General features: G+C 57.5%; 16 protein-coding genes and 1 tRNA gene. 7 read left to right on the forward strand and 10 right to left on the reverse strand.

The window, feature by feature from the left end; translation table 11 throughout:
• Window positions 1-20: 20 nt before the first annotated feature.
• Window positions 21-833: a TrmH family RNA methyltransferase gene (locus ACMHYW_RS00795; protein WP_414500490.1), complete on the forward strand. Its 813-nt coding sequence runs from the start codon at window positions 21-23 to the stop codon at window positions 831-833.
• Between the two features lie 9 nt (window positions 834-842).
• Here the strand turns inward: ACMHYW_RS00795 and ACMHYW_RS00800 are convergent, their stop codons facing one another.
• Window positions 843-2,186, reverse strand: coding sequence for an MFS transporter (locus tag ACMHYW_RS00800; protein WP_414500491.1), 1,344 nt, complete (start codon window positions 2,184-2,186; stop codon window positions 843-845).
• 375 nt (window positions 2,187-2,561) lie between these two features.
• Here ACMHYW_RS00800 and ACMHYW_RS00805 point away from each other — a divergent pair, with 375 nt between their 5' ends.
• Window positions 2,562-3,098 (forward strand): GNAT family N-acetyltransferase, encoded by a 537-nt coding sequence (locus tag ACMHYW_RS00805; protein ID WP_414500492.1) that lies wholly within the window; start codon window positions 2,562-2,564, stop codon window positions 3,096-3,098.
• Between the two features lie 137 nt (window positions 3,099-3,235).
• On the opposite strand, the gene ACMHYW_RS00810 is transcribed toward ACMHYW_RS00805, so the two are convergent.
• On the reverse strand, window positions 3,236-3,442 hold the full coding sequence (locus ACMHYW_RS00810) for a cold-shock protein (RefSeq protein WP_027704470.1): 207 nt from the start codon (window positions 3,440-3,442) through the stop codon (window positions 3,236-3,238).
• A gap of 341 nt (window positions 3,443-3,783) precedes the next feature.
• Between ACMHYW_RS00810 and ACMHYW_RS00815 the strand changes: the two genes are divergently transcribed.
• Window positions 3,784-5,505: an ArnT family glycosyltransferase gene (locus ACMHYW_RS00815; protein WP_414500493.1), complete on the forward strand. Its 1,722-nt coding sequence runs from the start codon at window positions 3,784-3,786 to the stop codon at window positions 5,503-5,505.
• Between the two features lie 129 nt (window positions 5,506-5,634).
• On the opposite strand, the gene ACMHYW_RS00820 is transcribed toward ACMHYW_RS00815, so the two are convergent.
• A complete protein-coding gene (locus tag ACMHYW_RS00820) occupies window positions 5,635-5,982 on the reverse strand; it encodes a YegP family protein (RefSeq protein WP_414500494.1) in 348 nt (115 codons plus the stop codon).
• Window positions 5,983-6,163: 181 nt separating this feature from the next.
• On the opposite strand from ACMHYW_RS00820, the gene ACMHYW_RS00825 reads away from it, so the two are divergent.
• Window positions 6,164-6,928, forward strand: coding sequence for a GH12 family glycosyl hydrolase domain-containing protein (locus ACMHYW_RS00825; RefSeq protein WP_414500495.1), 765 nt, complete (start codon window positions 6,164-6,166; stop codon window positions 6,926-6,928).
• Between the two features lie 113 nt (window positions 6,929-7,041).
• Window positions 7,042-7,129: transfer RNA gene (locus ACMHYW_RS00830), tRNA-Ser, on the forward strand.
• A 240-nt stretch (window positions 7,130-7,369) separates the two neighbouring features.
• On the opposite strand, the gene ilvA is transcribed toward ACMHYW_RS00830, so the two are convergent.
• Window positions 7,370-8,902, reverse strand: a complete 1,533-nt coding sequence (ilvA, locus tag ACMHYW_RS00835) for a threonine ammonia-lyase, biosynthetic (protein ID WP_414501518.1) — start codon at window positions 8,900-8,902, stop codon at window positions 7,370-7,372.
• A 217-nt stretch (window positions 8,903-9,119) separates the two neighbouring features.
• On the opposite strand from ilvA, the gene rpiA reads away from it, so the two are divergent.
• The gene (rpiA, locus tag ACMHYW_RS00840; protein WP_414500496.1) at window positions 9,120-9,815 is read left to right on the forward strand and encodes a ribose-5-phosphate isomerase RpiA; all 696 of its coding nucleotides are present in this window, start codon (window positions 9,120-9,122) and stop codon (window positions 9,813-9,815) included.
• A gap of 429 nt (window positions 9,816-10,244) precedes the next feature.
• Entirely contained in the window at window positions 10,245-11,585 is a 1,341-nt protein-coding gene (locus tag ACMHYW_RS00845; RefSeq protein WP_414500497.1) for an MmgE/PrpD family protein, read from the forward strand.
• A gap of 65 nt (window positions 11,586-11,650) precedes the next feature.
• Here the strand turns inward: ACMHYW_RS00845 and ACMHYW_RS00850 are convergent, their stop codons facing one another.
• The 6 genes from ACMHYW_RS00850 to ACMHYW_RS00875 form a co-directional block, all read right to left on the reverse strand.
• A complete protein-coding gene (locus tag ACMHYW_RS00850; RefSeq protein WP_414500498.1) occupies window positions 11,651-12,397 on the reverse strand; it encodes an amino acid ABC transporter ATP-binding protein in 747 nt (248 codons plus the stop codon).
• A 16-nt stretch (window positions 12,398-12,413) separates the two neighbouring features.
• Window positions 12,414-13,085, reverse strand: a complete 672-nt coding sequence (locus ACMHYW_RS00855; protein ID WP_414500499.1) for an amino acid ABC transporter permease — start codon at window positions 13,083-13,085, stop codon at window positions 12,414-12,416.
• Window positions 13,086-13,139: 54 nt separating this feature from the next.
• Window positions 13,140-13,925: an amino acid ABC transporter substrate-binding protein gene (locus ACMHYW_RS00860; protein ID WP_414500500.1), complete on the reverse strand. Its 786-nt coding sequence runs from the start codon at window positions 13,923-13,925 to the stop codon at window positions 13,140-13,142.
• A complete protein-coding gene (locus ACMHYW_RS00865) occupies window positions 13,922-14,479 on the reverse strand; it encodes a GNAT family N-acetyltransferase (RefSeq protein WP_414500501.1) in 558 nt (185 codons plus the stop codon). The genes ACMHYW_RS00860 and ACMHYW_RS00865 overlap by 4 nt, the downstream gene beginning before the upstream one ends.
• Complete coding sequence (purB, locus tag ACMHYW_RS00870; protein ID WP_414500502.1) at window positions 14,472-15,848, reverse strand: adenylosuccinate lyase; 1,377 nt, start codon at window positions 15,846-15,848, stop codon at window positions 14,472-14,474. Before purB ends, ACMHYW_RS00865 begins: the two co-directional genes overlap by 8 nt.
• 628 nt (window positions 15,849-16,476) lie before the next feature.
• Window positions 16,477-16,668 (reverse strand): hypothetical protein, encoded by a 192-nt coding sequence (locus ACMHYW_RS00875; RefSeq protein ID WP_414500503.1) that lies wholly within the window; start codon window positions 16,666-16,668, stop codon window positions 16,477-16,479.
• Window positions 16,669-16,823: the final 155 nt, after the last annotated feature.

The following is a 16,823-nucleotide window of genomic DNA, read 5'->3' on the forward strand; positions in this document are numbered from 1 at the left end:
GTTCTTTCTGGAGGTCGCGCATGCGCCTTGACGCCACCATTACCAGCGCTGCTAATCCGCGCATCAAAGCCATGCGCAAGCTGTATACCAAGAAGTACCGTAACGCTGAACAGGCCTTTCTGGTGGAAGGCGTGCGGGCTATTGCCGATGGCTGCCGCGGCGGGCATGCGCTCCGAACACTGGCGTTTGACGCCGATGCACGCGCCACTGATGAAGCACTCAACCAGCTGCTGCTTGATGCCACCGCGCAGGATCATGTCGAACTGATCCCCACCACGGCACAGGTGCTGGGGCAGATGTCTGGGCGTGACAATCCCCACCATGCGATCGCGGTGTTTCACCAGCAATGGCAGCCGCTGGATAGCGTCGTCCCTGCGGTTGACGAGGTGTGGATTGTGCTCGACAGTCCGCGTGACCCTGGCAACTTGGGCACCATTATCCGCACCTGTGATGCGGCGGGTGCTCGCGGCGTCATTCTGTTGAATGACAGTTGCGATCCCTTCTCGCCGGAAGCGCTGCGCGCGACGACCGGTGCGCTGTTCGACGTGGTGCTGGTCAAGAGCACGACCGCACCGTTCATCGAATGGGCGCGTCAGCACCGCGTTAGCATGATCGGCACGACGCTGGAGCGTGCGCAGGACTACCGCGATGCTGATTATGAGACGCATGCCTGTGCGCTTCTGATGGGAACGGAGCAGTCCGGGCTGTCAGCCGCACTGCTGGAAGCCTGTGATCAGCGCGTGAAGATCCCGATGCGGGGCGGGACGGACTCGCTGAATCTGGCCGTGGCCAGTGGCCTCATGCTGTACGAGGCCACCAACCGTAAGGCGTAGCGCTATGCGCTAGCGGGAACGGGCCTGACTGATGTCGATTTCGGTCAGGTCATTGATGAAGAACAGAAAGCACAGCGCGCCCAGTAGGGCGACGGCCCCCAGATAGTACATCCCACCGTTCAGACTCCCCGTCATGTCGCGTACCCTGCCGAACACCAGGGGGGTCAGAATGCCCGCCATGTTCCCACAGATATTGAGAATACCGCCTGCCGTGCCGATCATGCGCTTCGGCAGAATATCGCTCATCGCGGTCCAGCCGAGGTTGGAGCCGGCATTAGCCAGAAAGACCACGGACAGCACACAGATCACCACCAGTGGCCAAGCGCTCAGGAATGGGCTGCAGAAGATCAGCGCGGACACCAGCAGGCCCGATACGATCGGAATCTTGCGCGCCTTGACCAGCGAATGGCCGCTCTTGAGAAGCAGGTCGCTCCATACCCCCCCGAACAGTACCCCGACTGCCGCTAGCAGGAAGGGCACACTTTCCATGACGCCCGCCCATGCGCCTTGCAGTTGCAGGCTGCTGCGCAGAAACGGTACAAACCATGTCAGGAAGAAGTAGAGGATGGAGGTGGCGGCAAAGTGCATGAAGCAGATGCCCCAGAAGCGGCCCTGAGCCAAAATATGGCGCAACTCCGGCCAACCGACCTTGCCGCTATCCGGTTCATCGGCGACAGACGGCGCCTGACGATTGTCCTGCCGAAGCAGCGCCAGTTCCGCCGCGTTGGCACGGCTATGCTCTGGATCACGGTAGCCGAACAGCCACCACAACCCCAGCAGAATGCCCAGCCCACCGGACACATAAAAAACGGAAGGCCAACCGTAGCGCACCCCTACGATGCTCAGTACGGGCACCATCAGGCCTGTAACCAGATACTGTCCTGTTGAATAGGCCCCGATGGCGCGTGCCCGTTCATGATGCGGAAACCACATGGCCGCAATCTTGGCGTTGGCCGGAAAGGAAGGGGCTTGTGCCAGTCCGATTACGATGCGGCACACCATCATCAGTCCCAGAACGGCCGTCGTACCGAAGCCCAGCAGCCCGCCGATGCCCATAGCAAAGGTGGCACCGCTCCACAGCAGGATCAGCAGCGCATAGAAGCCTTCCGTGCCCCAGCGGTCCAATAACCGCCCGCCTGGCACCTGTGCTATCAAATAGGCCACGATAAAGGTCGATTGCAGCCAGCCATATTGAGTGCCGGTCAGCCCGAATTGATGCTCAAGACTGCCCTGCACCACCGACAGGTTGACCCTGTCCATATAGTTGACACCTACGGCCAGAAACAGCAGCACCAGTACGCCCCAGCGTACCCTAGAAGGCCGCAGCCCTTGTGTATGAACGTCGCTCGTCATCGTTTGCGTTGGCCGGATGGCCACCTCCTGTCCAATCCATGGATGATTTCGAAGGAAACATGCCTTGCGCGTCGGGCATTGCCTGCTCGTTATCGTGAAGGCACCGTTACTATTCCTACCCTACTGCTCATTGACCCCCGCTGACCATGCCGATTCTTTCCCTGCTATCTTTTACCGCACCGTCATCGGGTGAGTTACTTTGTGGAAATGATCGCAATTGGCCTCTTTTCCCTTCATAAACGCGAGCTGTTCAGGTAGCATCCCCGCCCTTTCACACGTAACCATGCCACGATGACGATAGGCATCGGGTGGATATACAGTTACCGCACAGAGCTTAATTGCAGATGAGCTCTGTCGATAATGAAAGGATGAACGATGTCCCAGACACTCCACTTCCGTACGGCACACCAAGGGGATATCCCGCGCCTGCTAACGCTGATCAATACGGCCTATCAGGCATTGGTTCATGAACCGTGGGCGGAAGAGATCGGTATGCCGGATGAGCCGCGGGCGACCGTCGAAAGCCTGCGCAGTGATCTGGCACGCACGGATGGTCGCATCGTGGTCGGCGAACAGGACGGGCATCTGGTGGTCTGTGCCTGGCTTGGCGAAGAAGAGGACGGTGCCGGCTATTTCGGCATGTTTGCCGTCGATCCTGACTGTCAGGGCCAAGGGCTGGGCAAGAAGATGCTGGACGAAGCAGTGCGCTGGCATGCGGCCGCAGGACGCCATGCGATCCGGCTGGGCGTTATTCGTCCGCGCCGCGAGCTGATGGCGTGGTATAACCGGCAGGGGTTCGAGTACACCGGCGATAGCAGCTCATTCGATCCGGGAGCTGGGCATGCGCCCGTTCCGCTCGACGTGATGGAAATGCCGCTGGCGAAGTCTCGACACCAGGCCTGCTACCGCTAGTTGAGGCGGCGTACCATTGATGGCGCTGGCATTGAGCACGCATCGCGGGTATAAAAAATTCAGGCATAAAAAAAGGACCCGCTCGAAAGCGGGTCCCTTTATCAACAGCCGGCGTTCACCGGACTAATCAATAATGATTAGTCAGCGAGGCGGATGTTGGAAGCCTGGAGGCCTTTTTTACCCTGAGTGACGTCGAAAGTAACTTTCTGACCGTCTTGCAGGGATTTGAAGCCTTCAGCCTGAATTTCGGAGAAGTGTGCGAACAGGTCGTCGCCACCGTCTGCCGGAGAAATGAAACCAAAACCTTTTTGGTCGTTAAACCATTTAACTGTGCCAGTTGCCATTGTCGAAATCCTCGATTGACTGGGAATAGACGGGACCTATAGATGCGAATCATATATAGGACATGTCGTGGGTAAAACAAGAGAAATATCTACCAGGCTACCGAAGGACTCGATTACAACTGACGATATGACTTGCTAACCTACAAGGCCTATCCTGCGCGTTCACAACAACAGCGTCAAGCAAATTATCAGCCTGCCTGTTCAAAAGCGCAGGGAATCCGTCAACGAGACGAAATGTCACTACAGTTTTTGGCATGGTCTACCGCTGGTTAGGCCTACCCTGCCACAATGATGTCGACTCTTCACCACTCTCCTGCCATGGATGGAGGACTCCTTCCGATATGACACATCCCCCTGCCCTACATCACCGACGCCTGCTCTGGGGCGGTCTACTGGTGCTGATCGCCGTGCTGCTGCTGTTTGGGCAGTTCGACCATGATTTATGGTCGCCCGACGAACCGCGTGAGGCCGGTATCGCATGGGAAATGCTGCGCTCGCATGACTTCATTGTGCCCACGCTGAGCGGTGAGTATTTCATTGAGAAGCCGCCGCTGTTCTATTGGAGCGTGTTGCTGGTCAATGCCGTGACGGGATACTTCATTGATCCTGTCGATGTGCTGCGTCTGACTTGTTCGCTCTATGCCGCGGGAACACTGGCGTGTCTGTGGCTCGCTACGCGCCGGATGTTCGGTGATCGGGCGGCATGCTGGAGCGTGATGTCGCTGGCGACCATGAGTGGTTTTTTGGAACACTTCCATGTGATCCGTACGGATGTGGCGCTGGCCTTCTTCTGTGCCATGAGCCTGTGGACGCTGATCGCGTTCTACCTAGACAATCGCCGCGTGTTCGCGCTGTGGACCGGCATCGCCATTTCGGGGGCTTTTCTGGCCAAAGGGCCGGTGGCTCCGCTGGTTATGATCCCTTTCTGGGGTGCTCTCTTCCTGCATCAGTTGTGGGCACGCGGCAAGACGCACTGGCGGCAGATCGTGCTCGACAACCTTCTGTTGGTCGTCGTGATGGTGGTGCTGTGCGGTGGCTGGTGCTGGGCACTGGTCAGCCATAAGGACGGCGAATGGCTGTGGAACGAGTGGTTCTGGCGCAATCAGGTGGGCCGATTGAACGGTACGGCAGGACTGGGTCATGACGAAGCGACGACCAAGTTCGACTATATCCCCTCCATGCTGTCGCTGACGCTGGCGTGGGTGCCGCTGATCGTGGCGTGGCTGGTCACGACTCTGCGTGCAGGTCGCCGTATGGGGTTGCGCCATCTACTACTGCTGATCGGCGGTATCATGAGTTTCCTGATCCTGTCGATGGCGCAGACCAAGCGTTCGCTCTATCTGCTGCCGATCCTGCCGTTCTTCGCCATGATGGCGGGCCAATATCTTGCGCATCATGCTCAGGCGCGCTGGGTGCGCGGCTATGCCCTGTTCACCCTGTGGGCAGCGCTGGCATTCCAGTTGGTCGTGTTGCTGTTGCCGCTGTATGCGCATCTGCTGCCCACTCGCCATGCCACGCCTGAAATGATCGAATTGATTGCGCGCAATCACATGGGGCAGATCGCTGCCGTAGTGCTCAGCATCGCGCTTGTCGTGTGCATGCGCATGACATCGCTTGGCGCCGTGCGCATCTTCTTGGCGGCATTCAGTGTCTTTATTGCCTGGACGCTGTTCATGAACGGTATTCAGGCGCCGCGCAAGAGCACGCGTGCTGAGAACGAAGCGCTTTATCAGGCGGTGCCCGAGGCCTATCGTGCCCAGACCGTAGGGATGGGGCTGACAGAAGTCGAGCGTGGTGCGCTGGCGTTCTATCATGACTGGCGAGTAGGCGATATTAGTGCCGAAGCGCTTCAGGCCCGGCTTGATGCACGACAGCCGTTCGGCCTGCTCGTGCACGGTGCGAGCGACTACCAGAAGCTGCGCCTGCAGTTGGCGCCATGGGTAGCACAGGAGCAGGTTGGCTACTCGCGCAGCGAGCATGTCGACGATTCCACTCTGACGTGGGTCTGGCTGACTTTCCCTGACACGGCGTCCTCGTCGCAGGGGGCCGCTGTCGCGCCCTGATCCGCACGATCATCGTTATAACGATGAAGAAGGGGTGGCTCGGCTGAGCCACCCCTTCTTTTTCATTCCCGCTGAAGTACCCATGGCAGTGGCACCTCATGCTGCTCGGCGGCAATCGCCGGGCGTCGATCAGTTCTGTGTCGTTGTCGTATCGACCAGTTCAGCATCCGGTGCGTGGCGTTTCACGGATTCGATGCCTTTCTTGCAGGCCGCTTCGCTGCTGTAGGCCTGACTGGTACCGATGACCTCATGGTTGCCCGCTTTCAGCACGAAATACCATTTGCCGGCCTTGTTTTCTTTGCGCGCATAGCGCGTATCTTCGGGGGCATTCTTCTTGACGGATTCGATGCCTTTCTTGCAATTGACCTTCTGCGTATAGGCTTCGCTGGCCAGAATGATTTCACCGTTGTTGGTGACTTTCAGACGAAAACGGAACTGACCTTCACTGCTTTTGTAGATCTCGAACTTGGCTGCCATCTGCATGCGCTCCTTGTCGATGAACGTGAATCTCATACCCCCGAGAGGCCCGAGAGATATGAGCCGCCACCTCCTGTGGCGATCTCACAGACAACTATAGCCCGTGGTACATGGGCTGCATGGCGACTAGGCTCTCGATGCCGACATTCATCCCGCCACCGTATGTTCAAGGAGAACAACAATGAAAATATCCGGTGCAACGGCAGGTGCTGTCATGGTCATGATGATGGCCTGTCTGTACGCGCCGATGGTCAGCGCTGCCATGACGAGCATGGCCGGCGACGAAATTCAGATCGACGGAGGCAAAAGCTACCTCAACAACAACCAATGGGGGGCGGCAGACGTCGATGAAGGCTGGCAGCAGGTGTTCTATCACTCCGAGCATGATATGGGCTGGCGCTGGCACTGGCCGAGCACGACGGAGAGCGTCAAGGCTTATCCCGCACTGGTGACCGGCTGGCATTGGTCGTCCAACTATGACCCGCGTAGCCATCTTCCCGCCGCCCTTTCCTCCCTGCATCATGTCCGCACGCATGCCCGGTTCGCGCTGAACGCTGATGGCCGCTATAACGTTGCCTATGACCTGTGGTGCCATACCTCTCCGCGAGCGCGCTGGTATTCATCGCCCGCAGCAGAGGTGATGGTCTGGCTGCGCAGTATCAACGTTCACCCTGCCGGTGACTATAAGGGCCGAGTGACGATTGATGGACGTCACTGGGGCTTCTATGTAGGCTCACTGCCCACCGGTTGGCCGGTGTACACCTTTGTGCTTGAAGAGGGCACCGATGACCTGTCCATGGATCTCCAGCCACTGCTAGGATATCTCGCCCGTACGGGCTATTGGCGAAGTGATGCGCTGTTCCTGAGTAGTGTCGAGTTCGGCTCTGAAATCTATTCGGGGTCGGGTGAGCTTCACCTGCTGGACTGGCAACTGGAGATTGATTGAATGGCCTGTGCGAGCGGTGTCGGTCTTGCATCGACAGGTGCGGGCACGCAAGGAGTAGTTGACACTGGGATCAGGATCGGTACGCTAGGCACCTGACACCAACCCGGTGTTCCGGAAAGCTGGCAGAGTGGCCGAATGCACTTGTTTCGAAAACAAGCGACCTGAGAGGGTCCGTAGGTTCGAATCCTACGCTTTCCGCCAAATTAAGAAGCCCGTACACGTTCTTCGTGTACGGGCTTTGTCTTATCTACTTTTCCCCTCTTCTCTCTGTTTATTACGCGCTGACTCTTCCCCGCGTTGCGTTCGATATCGCTGATGGGGCACGTCTTATGCGACCTGCACGGTGCTTGCCTGTGTAGATAGACGTTGCCCCCTGCGCCAGAGTGGCGGCAAGGGGCAACGCATCTATCATGCAGCGTCTTTTCCGCGGGCTATCTACGATCAGCGCAGGAAGAGGCCGTAAGCGGGATTATCCGTTTCGCGCCAGTAGCGGTAGCCGATTTCATCAAGGTGCGCATCAAGGCCGTTCTGCTCGTCCTTCGGCATCTGTAGGGCTACCAGCACTCGGCCATAGGCGGCACCGTGGTTGCGGTAGTGGAACAGTGAGATATTCCAGTTCGCCGGCAGCTGGCGCACGAAGTTGTTCAGTGCCCCAGGGCGTTCTGGGAACTCGAAGCGGTACAGCTCTTCGTGCATGTCATCGGGCAGTGCTGGCAGCATGTGCCCACCGACCAGATGGCTGATATGCACTTTGGCCATTTCGTTTTCGCTGAGGTCGACAACGGGATAGCCCGCCTCTTCCAGCGTCGAAATGAGTGCGTGGCGGTCGGCGTCATCATCAGACGGCGTGACGTTGATGCCGACCAGTACCTGCGCATCAGAATGGTGGGCATAGCGGTAGCTGAGCTGTGTGACCATACGGTTGCTCAGCACTTCGCACAGTGCTTTGTAGGAACCTGCGCGTTCCGGCACCTTGACGGCCAGCATCGCTTCGCGGCGCTCACCCAGCGAGGTGCGCTCGGTGATGTGGTTGAGACGGTCGAAGTTGATGTTCGCCCCAGAGTTGATGCAGATCAGATTCTGGCCTTGAACGCCGTTCTGGCGGATGTATTTCTTGAGACCGGCCAGGGCCACGGCACCGGATGTTTCCGGCAGACCGCGAGTATCTTCGAAGATGTCTTTTACGGCTGAGCACATTTCGTCGGCGTTAACGGTGATGACGCCGTCGACGGTGTCCTTCAGGATCTCGAACGGCAGTTCACCGATACGGGAAACGGCGACACCTTCTGCGAACACCCCGACTTGATCCAGTGTCGTCGGTTCACCGGCTTCCAACGCGGCTTTCAGGCACGCCGCATCTTCCGGCTCGACCCCGATGATCTTCACTTCTGGGAACAGGTATTTCACGTAAGCCGAAATGCCAGAGATCAGGCCGCCGCCGCCGACCGGAACGAAAATGGCATCAATGGGACCCTGCTGCTGACGCAGAATCTCCATAGCGATGGTGCCTTGGCCCGCGATCACTTCGGCATCATCGAACGGCGCAACGTAGGTCAGGCCTTCTTGTGTCATCAGTTCGCGCGCGTATTCGAGCGCTTCGTTGAAGTTATCACCGGTCAGCACGACCTCAGCACCGCGTGCGCGTACCGCCGCGACCTTGATATCCGGTGTGATACGCGGCATGACGATGACCGCGCGAATCCCCAGCTGCTTGGCTCCCAGCGCAACCCCCTGTGCGTGGTTGCCCGCCGATGCGGTTACGACCCCTTGACGGCGCTGAGCGTCAGTCAGTGATGCCAGACGGTTATAAGCACCGCGAATCTTGAAAGAAAAAACGGGCTGCAGATCCTCGCGCTTAATGGAAATCTGGTTTCCGAGACGCTGGGACAGCATGGGCATGGGGGACAGCGGCGTCTCAATAGCGACGTCATAGACCTTGGCGGTGAGTATCTTCTTGACGTACGCTTCCAGCAACGGGGTATCTTGCATCGGTGATTGTCCAATATCATGTTCGAATTAGATCGCGGGCACAGATAGGCTGTACCGTCTTCATTGGTACCAGTCTACTGAAGGAACAGCAAGCCCATGCGACATAGAGTGGTAAGCGCTTCGTCAGCGCTGTGCCTATCCGTGGCCTCGTTCCGTCCGCGATTTTCATCCCACGCTGCCATCACTTCTCATGGAGACCTTCATGGCATTCCGCTCCAAGACTGCTGCACAAGACGCTCTCAAGCGCGCCGTTGCCAAAGCTGCGCTGGAAGAGATTCGTCCGCTGCTCACGCCTGAAACCGTTATCGGTGTCGGCACGGGTTCCACGGCCAACATGTTCATTGATGAGCTGGGCACGCTGGCGGGTACGTTCAAAGGTGCCGTTGCCAGTTCCGAAGCCTCGGCCGAGCGCCTGCGCGGACATGGCATCGACGTGTTCGACCTCAACAGCGTGGGAAGCATGCCCGTCTACGTCGACGGCGCTGATGAGATCGACCCCGGTTTCGCCATGATCAAAGGCGGTGGTGCTGCGCTGACGCGTGAGAAGATTGTCGCGGCCTGTGCCGAGCGCTTCGTGTGTATTGCCGATGAGTCAAAGGATGTGGCGGTGCTGGGGCAATTCCCACTGCCCGTTGAGGTCATTCCGATGGCGCGCTCCTATGTGGCGCGCGAGTTGGTGAAGATGGGCGCTGACCCGATCTATCGCCAAGGCGTTATTACCGATAACGGCAACCAGATTCTCGACCTCTATGATTTTCCGATTGAACACCCGATCGAGATGGAAAGCCGCATCAATCAGTTGGTGGGGGTTGTCACCAACGGTTTGTTTGCTGCCCGCGGAGCCGATGTGCTGTTGCTGGGTCGTAAGGACGGCAGCGTAGAGCGTCGCGAAGCCTGATCTATCCCTGACTGGCCGCGAGCTTCAATACCGTCATCTGGTGCGTGATGATTGGTATGAACTCGCGGCCAGTTCGTTATCTTATATGCCCCTCTTTCCTTATCATTTCTCCTATCATTATTTCTCTTTGATGATGTCATGCCCGCCTCTGTACGCCTTTTACCCCAAAGGCCTTGCAGTACGCTGCTTCTGATATATCCGTTACGTTCTCTCTTCTTTTAAATAAATATAAGAACGTTGTAGAACAAGATGGCCCTTACGGTATGTCATCCGTATATTTTTAGGATGCCTTATTTATGGGCTTAATTACCGGCACAACTAATGATGGATCGTTTTTTAACGCGGGGCTTGGTATGTGAAGTGGCCAAGTAGCGTCATGTGTGTTGACGCGATGCAGGCGGTTCAACAATAGCCTGAAGGAGATAGCGTATGACGGATTCACTGACGCAGCGGGTGGCCTCTCTAATCGTTCATGCCCAACCTGATGAGGCAGCCTGTCTGCGGGCTCGACAGGGGCTGGTGGACTACCTCGCCTGCACGTTTCCCGTGCTGACGCGGGCGTTACCGGATCCTGATCTTGACACGGTACGTCAGCAGTTTCCTCCAACGCATGCCGCGTACCGAGCGCTGCTGTTGGGCTATGGAAGTCATGCGCTTGATTACGATGACTTCCATGCCGATCTGCGTGGTCACCCTTCGGCGGTTATTCTTTCGACGCTGTTTGCTCTGTTGGGCACTACCTCCAATGTTGTCACGTCGTCGGCCTTTCTGGCGGCCTATGTCACCGGCGTGGAAATGGCCGCTCGCCTTGGGCTGGCGGCAGGGCGTCAGCATTATGTCATCGGCTTTCATACCACGGCGACGCTGGGGGGTGTGGCCGCGACAGCGGCTGCCGCTCGCCTGTTGGAGTTGTCTGTTGCGCAGACGCAGGTGGCGTTGGGGTTGGCCGCTACACAAGCGGCCGGATTGAGGCGACAGATGGGGTCCTCAACCAAGCCGCTGCATGTGGGATGGGCCGCGCGGGCGGCCACGGATGCCGTTCAGCTGGCCGCGGCAGGGTTCGATGGGCAAAAAGAAGGCGTGATCGAAAGCCTGCTGTTATCGCACGGGGGCAGTGTCGAGTGGCTGGCACAGCTGACGTCGGACTGGGGGTCGCCGTGGCGGATCGTCTCGCCGGGGCTGGAGTTCAAGCGCTACCCCACTTGTAGCGGTACGCACAGTGCGGCCGATGCAGCGCTTCGACTGCGTAAACAGCTGCTGGCCGAAGGGCTGGCACCAACCGATTTCGAAAGCGCCATTGCATCCATATCGGTTCGGTTCCCTGTTGGAGGGGACACCGCCCCTGCCATCACTGGCCCCGTGCACGGTATCGAAGCGCGCTTCAGCCTCGAATATGTCATTGCGGACGCATTGCTTACGGGCGCACTGCCGCTCTCTCATTACACGGCAGCGCCCGTCATCCCTGCTATTGCCTTGCTGGCGAAGCGCGTTGTTCGGCAGCCGGACGCTTCTGTGCCTCCTGACGCTGACAATCCCGACCTGCGCTTTCACCATGTCCAGCTTAGGTTGTATTCCGGCCGCGCCTTTGATGTCTGTGTGAGGCGTGCGGAAAGCCGAACGTGGCAGGCTGATCCCCTGCAGAAGCTTTACGAGGCGCTGAGCCGTCAGAAGGTGCTGGATGTTTCGGCCGCTGTGGCCGATGCGGAATTGACCTCCTCCGAGGCGCTTCAGCGCTGGACTAAGCGGTTGATGGCAGCACTTGAGTGCTAAAGAAAGACGCGGTGAAGAGGCTCTCCACCGCGTTGCACTTAATCCTTTCTATTGATCGCCGTTGGTCAGTCAATGACCGGCGACAGTCGGCGTAGGAAGCGCTGCGTGGCGGGTTGGCGTGGGGCGTCGATGACCTGCTTGGCATTGCCCTGCTCTACTATCTTCCCTTCTTCCATGAAAATGACGCGGTCAGCGACCTGTCGTGCGAACGCCATTTCATGCGTCACAATCACCATGGTGGTGTTCTGTTCGCGCGCCAGCGTCTGAATGACGTGCAGCACTTCGTGAACGCGCTCTGGATCAAGAGCCGAAGTTGGCTCATCAAACAGGATCACGTCGGCATTGACGGCAAGTGCTCGCGCAATGCTTACGCGCTGCTGCTGGCCACCCGACAGCGTAACGGGGTATTGCTGGGCCTGTGACAGCAGACCAACACGCGCCAGAAGCGCTTCCGCGCGAGCGTAGGCTTCAGCTTTGGGCACTTTCTGTACCGTAATCATCGGTTCTGCAACGTTGCCTAGCGCGCTCTTATTGTTGAACAGGTTGTGGTTCTGAAAGACCATCGCCGAGCGTCGGCGCAGAGCGAAGACCTGCGACGATGTACAAGACGCCGTATCGAGTACAGTGTCGCCAATGCGAATGGTCCCTGACGCTGGGCGTTCCAGCAGGTTAAGGCAACGCAGCAGCGTCGACTTGCCGGAGCCAGATGGGCCGATGATCGCCACCGCTTCACGCTGGGCGATGTCTAGGCTGATGCCATCCAGCACCGTGTGCTGTCCGTAGCGCTTTACGATATGACTGATACTGATCATGAGGCTCTCTTCTGCGTCAGCGGTGGTAGGAATGGCTCAGATAGCGTTCCAGCTGCGCCTGCAGCCAGGTGTACAGAACAACGATGAGCCAGTACATCACGCCAACGACCAAGAAGGTTTCGAAGAAACGCAGCGATTCGGCCGCAATGATCTTTCCCTCGGCGAACATTTCGGAAACGCCCAGCGCAAACGCTACAGATGTGTCCTTGATCAGTGATATGAACGTATTGCCGGTAGCCGGCAGCGCATTTCTTAACGCTTGTGACAGCACCACGCGGCGATAGATCTGCAAGCGTGTCATGCCGATCGAAAGCCCCGCTTCGGTCTGTCCGCTATCGACAGAAGCCAGTGCCGCACGGAAGATTTCCACCATATAGGCCGATGTTTTGAGGCTGAAGCCCAGAATGGCTGCGGTTACCGCGTCGATCCCTTGTAGCGCCGGGATCAGCTGGGGCAGCCCGAAATAGATGATGAACAGCTGCACCAGCGAGGGAATGCCCCTGAAGAGCGAGACATACAGCCCGATCAAGGCATTGACGATGCGGAATGAACATTCACGCAGCAGTGCCAGCCCCAGCCCGATCAGCGTGGCCAATGCCATCGAAACGATGGCCAGAAACAGGGTCACTGGGACGTACTTCAGGATCTGTGGGAAGACCGCGATCAGATAAGCCACGTCGATGTTCATTTCACCCTTCCTTTCAGGGCATATGGCCCTTGTTTAATCTGCACGTGTGTTGCATCACTTGGCATACGTGATGTCTTCGCCGTAGTACTTCTCGGAAATCGCTTTCAGACGCCCGTCTGCACGCATGCGTTCCAGTTCGGCACTGAACTGCTCTCTCAACCGATCACCGCGTGCGTTCTTCTGGAAGGGAAAGGCGATGGTTTCAGGCATGAACGGTTCACCCACCAGCTTGAAGGGCAGATGGTTGTGGCGAATTGTGGCCAGGAGGATCGGGCGCGAGTTGATGTACCCCGCGACCTGATTCTTGACGGCATCGGCCATCGCGGCATCACGAGTTTCATAGGTGCGGATGTGCGCGCTGCCGTCAGCGAAGAGTTTCTTGAGTTTGGTCAGCTGCGCAGACCCCAGTACGGCTGCCACATTCTTGCCCTTCAGGTCTTCGATCGTATTGATGTCGACGTTGTCCTTATGGGTCACCAGCTGACTCTCGAAATAGCTATAGGGGGCCGAGAAGTTGTAGCGCTCCTGACGGGCCGGATTGATGGCCACCACGTTGGCGATCGTGTCGAGCTTCTTCGCCTCCAGTTGCCCCATCAGACCGCTAAAATCAGCGGTTACCCACGTCACCTTGTAGTGCAGGCTGTCGGCGATGGTCTGGGCCACATCGACATCGAATCCTGTCAGTTTGCCGTCCTGACGGAAGCTGCTGGGATAGCTCTGTCCCGTGGCACCGATGGTGATGGTGGAAATATTGTCAGCGGATTCGCTCGTACCGTGGCAGCCGCTCAGGAGCGCTGCAGAAACAGTGACTGTCGCCGCCAGCGCGTATAGGGATTTCATAGGGCGTTCCTTTTCTTCCAGAGTGGGTAGCGTTGGGGGTTCAGTATTTTCTGCATGTAGACGGTGAGATGGCCCTTGCCTAGGTTCGCTTCCCCTGTCTCGAAGAAGCCAAGGCGCTGATAGGTCTCTACCAGCCAAGGGTGTTCTCGTGCGGTGCCTAGAGACACCGCGGGCGTGTGTAGCTGCCCGATCAATATCTCCTGCTCCAGCCAGTTCAGCAGACGTGTTCCCAGTCCCTGTCGTGCGTAGGCGGGATGTGTGGCGAACCAGCCGAGGTGTGGCAGCCCATAAGGGCCAGGATTGTTGCCCCATGGATAGCGGATCGACACGGTTGAGGCCGCGCGGCCATCGACCTCAAGCACATAGGCGGCATTGGCTTCCAGATGTTCGCGAACGCTGTGAAGGTCTGCTGAGGCGGCTGCGAAGCGGACGCCCAGTGCCCGCGTAGCGGCATAGCCGGCCGTTATCAGGTCAAGAAATGCGGGGGCATCTTCAAGCCCCAGTGCCCGAAAATGCCATGTGCCAGCCGTGGTAAAGCGCGTCGCATCAGGCATCGCTAGGCTCCTCCTGTATGCCGAGTGTTGCCGCGTGGTTTAGCACCTCATCGACCTTGCGCGGGGCTTCACCGACGTGCTTCAGCGGGTCCAGCCACGACTCCAGCGTGTCCCTGTCGATCACGTCCCGCAGTGCAGGATGGGCCTGCAGTACCTGCTGAAAGGGGCGCTTCTGCTCGAAAGCGGTCATGGCGCAGTCATAGACCACGCGGTGCGCGGTCTGCTTGCCGATGCGATGCCCTATCTCGAACATCACTTTCTCGGACATGATCAGCCCATGCTGATGATCAAGGTTACGGCGCATCTGCTCGGTGTTGACCTGTAGCCCCTGCAAGATGCCGATGGCGTTCTGCAACTGCGCTGACAGATAGATGTTGATCTCGGGGAGCGCAAGCCATTCCGCACGCCAGCTCATGGCATCCCGCTCGTGCTCCACTTTCATGGACTCATGAATGAGCGCCACGCTCTTGAGGAGCGGTGCCGTCAGGCTGGCCAGTCCTTCAAGTGCTGCCGGGTTACGCTTGTGCGGCATCGTGGTCGACCCGATTTTGCCCGTGGAGAACGGCTCCTGTACCTCATCGATCTCGGTGCGCATCAGGTTGTAGAGTTCGTTGCCTATCTTGCCCAGCGTTCCACTGATCAGCGCTGCCACCGAGGCGTATTCCGAAAAGCGATCACGTGCTGACTGCCAGCCGATCAGCGGTGTCCCCAGCCCCAGCCGCGCGAGCACATCGCCTTCCACAGCCGGGCCCTGCGGGCCGAATGCTGCGTAGGTGCCGACGGCGCCGTTGATGTTGCCAACTAGTACGCGGTCCTGAATCTCGCTCAGGCGTGTTAGGTGACGCAAGAACTCATCCAGCCACACTGCCACCTTAAAGCCGAACGTGGTGGGCAGTGCCTGCATGCCGTGAGTTCTGCCTACCATCGGAGTGTACTGATGGCGTCGCGCCAGTGATGCTAATATCCGCGCCACCTGCCGCGTATCGCGGACCACGACCTCAAAGGACTGCTTGAGCTGGAGAACCGTAGCGGTATCGACGATATCCTGCGTTGTCACGCCGTAGTGGATGTACTCGCCTGCTGCACCGCACTGTGCTTGCAACGCGGCGATGGTCGGCATTAGCGAATGCTTCATCTGAGAGGCTTGCTGCTGGATGCTTTCGATATCGAGCGCGCGCGCATTGGCGTGTGCCGTGATTTCCTCTGCTGCAAAGGCGGGAATGATCCCCAGAGCGCCCTCGGCTTCGGCCAGCGCGACCTCCACGGCTACCTGAGATGCCAAGCGATTCTGTTCAGACCAGATATCGCGCATTTCCGGCGTCCCGAAATTATTCCCGATCAACAAATAATCAATAGGATGAGCCGCCATATCGTCGCGTCCGCATAAGTAATAGAGGAATCAATCTAGCATCATGAATTTGTTCTCAACAATAAGTGTCATATATCGAATTAACATAAATTCAGTGCCAATCGAATAATCAAATCAACCGGGTATAATGACCATAATAAAAGTGCTTAGAATAAATGATGCTAATGACATGACACACTTTATGGAACGCGAGTGGAAAGTAACTTTATATTGTCTTTTGTTGATATATCATGAGGTTGTGTGCGGGTGGGATTGAGTCGCTGATGGAGTAAAATCACTTTGGGTAGGAAAAAGGTTTATCTCGTTCGCACAAAACCGGAACGGGAAAGTATCACTCTATAAAATAAAACCTGCTATGGATGGAAGATAACGATGTCTTTATGGAAAGATGAAGAGGGATAGCGCATAACGATAGCGCCGTACGCTATGTGGAAAAAGCAGGCTAATGCACGTCCACAGACTGGAAATGGCGTTGGTTGGCTCGGTTAATCAAGACGTGGTGGTCGTCATGCGTCCAGACACTCTGCTGTCGCAGGGCATCGGCAAGCTGCTTGAAGGCAAGGGGGCATCTGTAAGGAGGGTGGTCAGCCTAAGGCATCAGGAGAAAAGTCACCTTGGCCGCCGTCAGTCAGTATGCTGCCACCAGCCACCAGCCACCAGCCACCAGCCACCAGCCACCAGCCACCAGCCACCAGCCACCAGCCACCAGCCACCAGCCACCAGCCACCGCTGGTGATAAATGGGGGCCGATAGCACTTTCGTGGCGATCACTCGCTGGAACGGCTTCATTCATTAGTTTGATGACCAGTTGCAAAGGCATTTAAACCTTATGGCATATATAGCGTGTTACGACGCCCAAGCATGGCAATGCTCTGCCGACCGCTATTTATCGACGCGGATATATCAGCGGCGTCTATTCTAATGGTCGTTACTATTTGAACGTTATGCACATTAAGTCGTTGACGACGATAATCG

The sequence above is a fragment of the Zymobacter sp. IVIA_12111.31 C1 genome, from assembly GCF_047495495.1.
Taxonomy (GTDB): Bacteria; Pseudomonadota; Gammaproteobacteria; order Pseudomonadales; family Halomonadaceae; genus Zymobacter.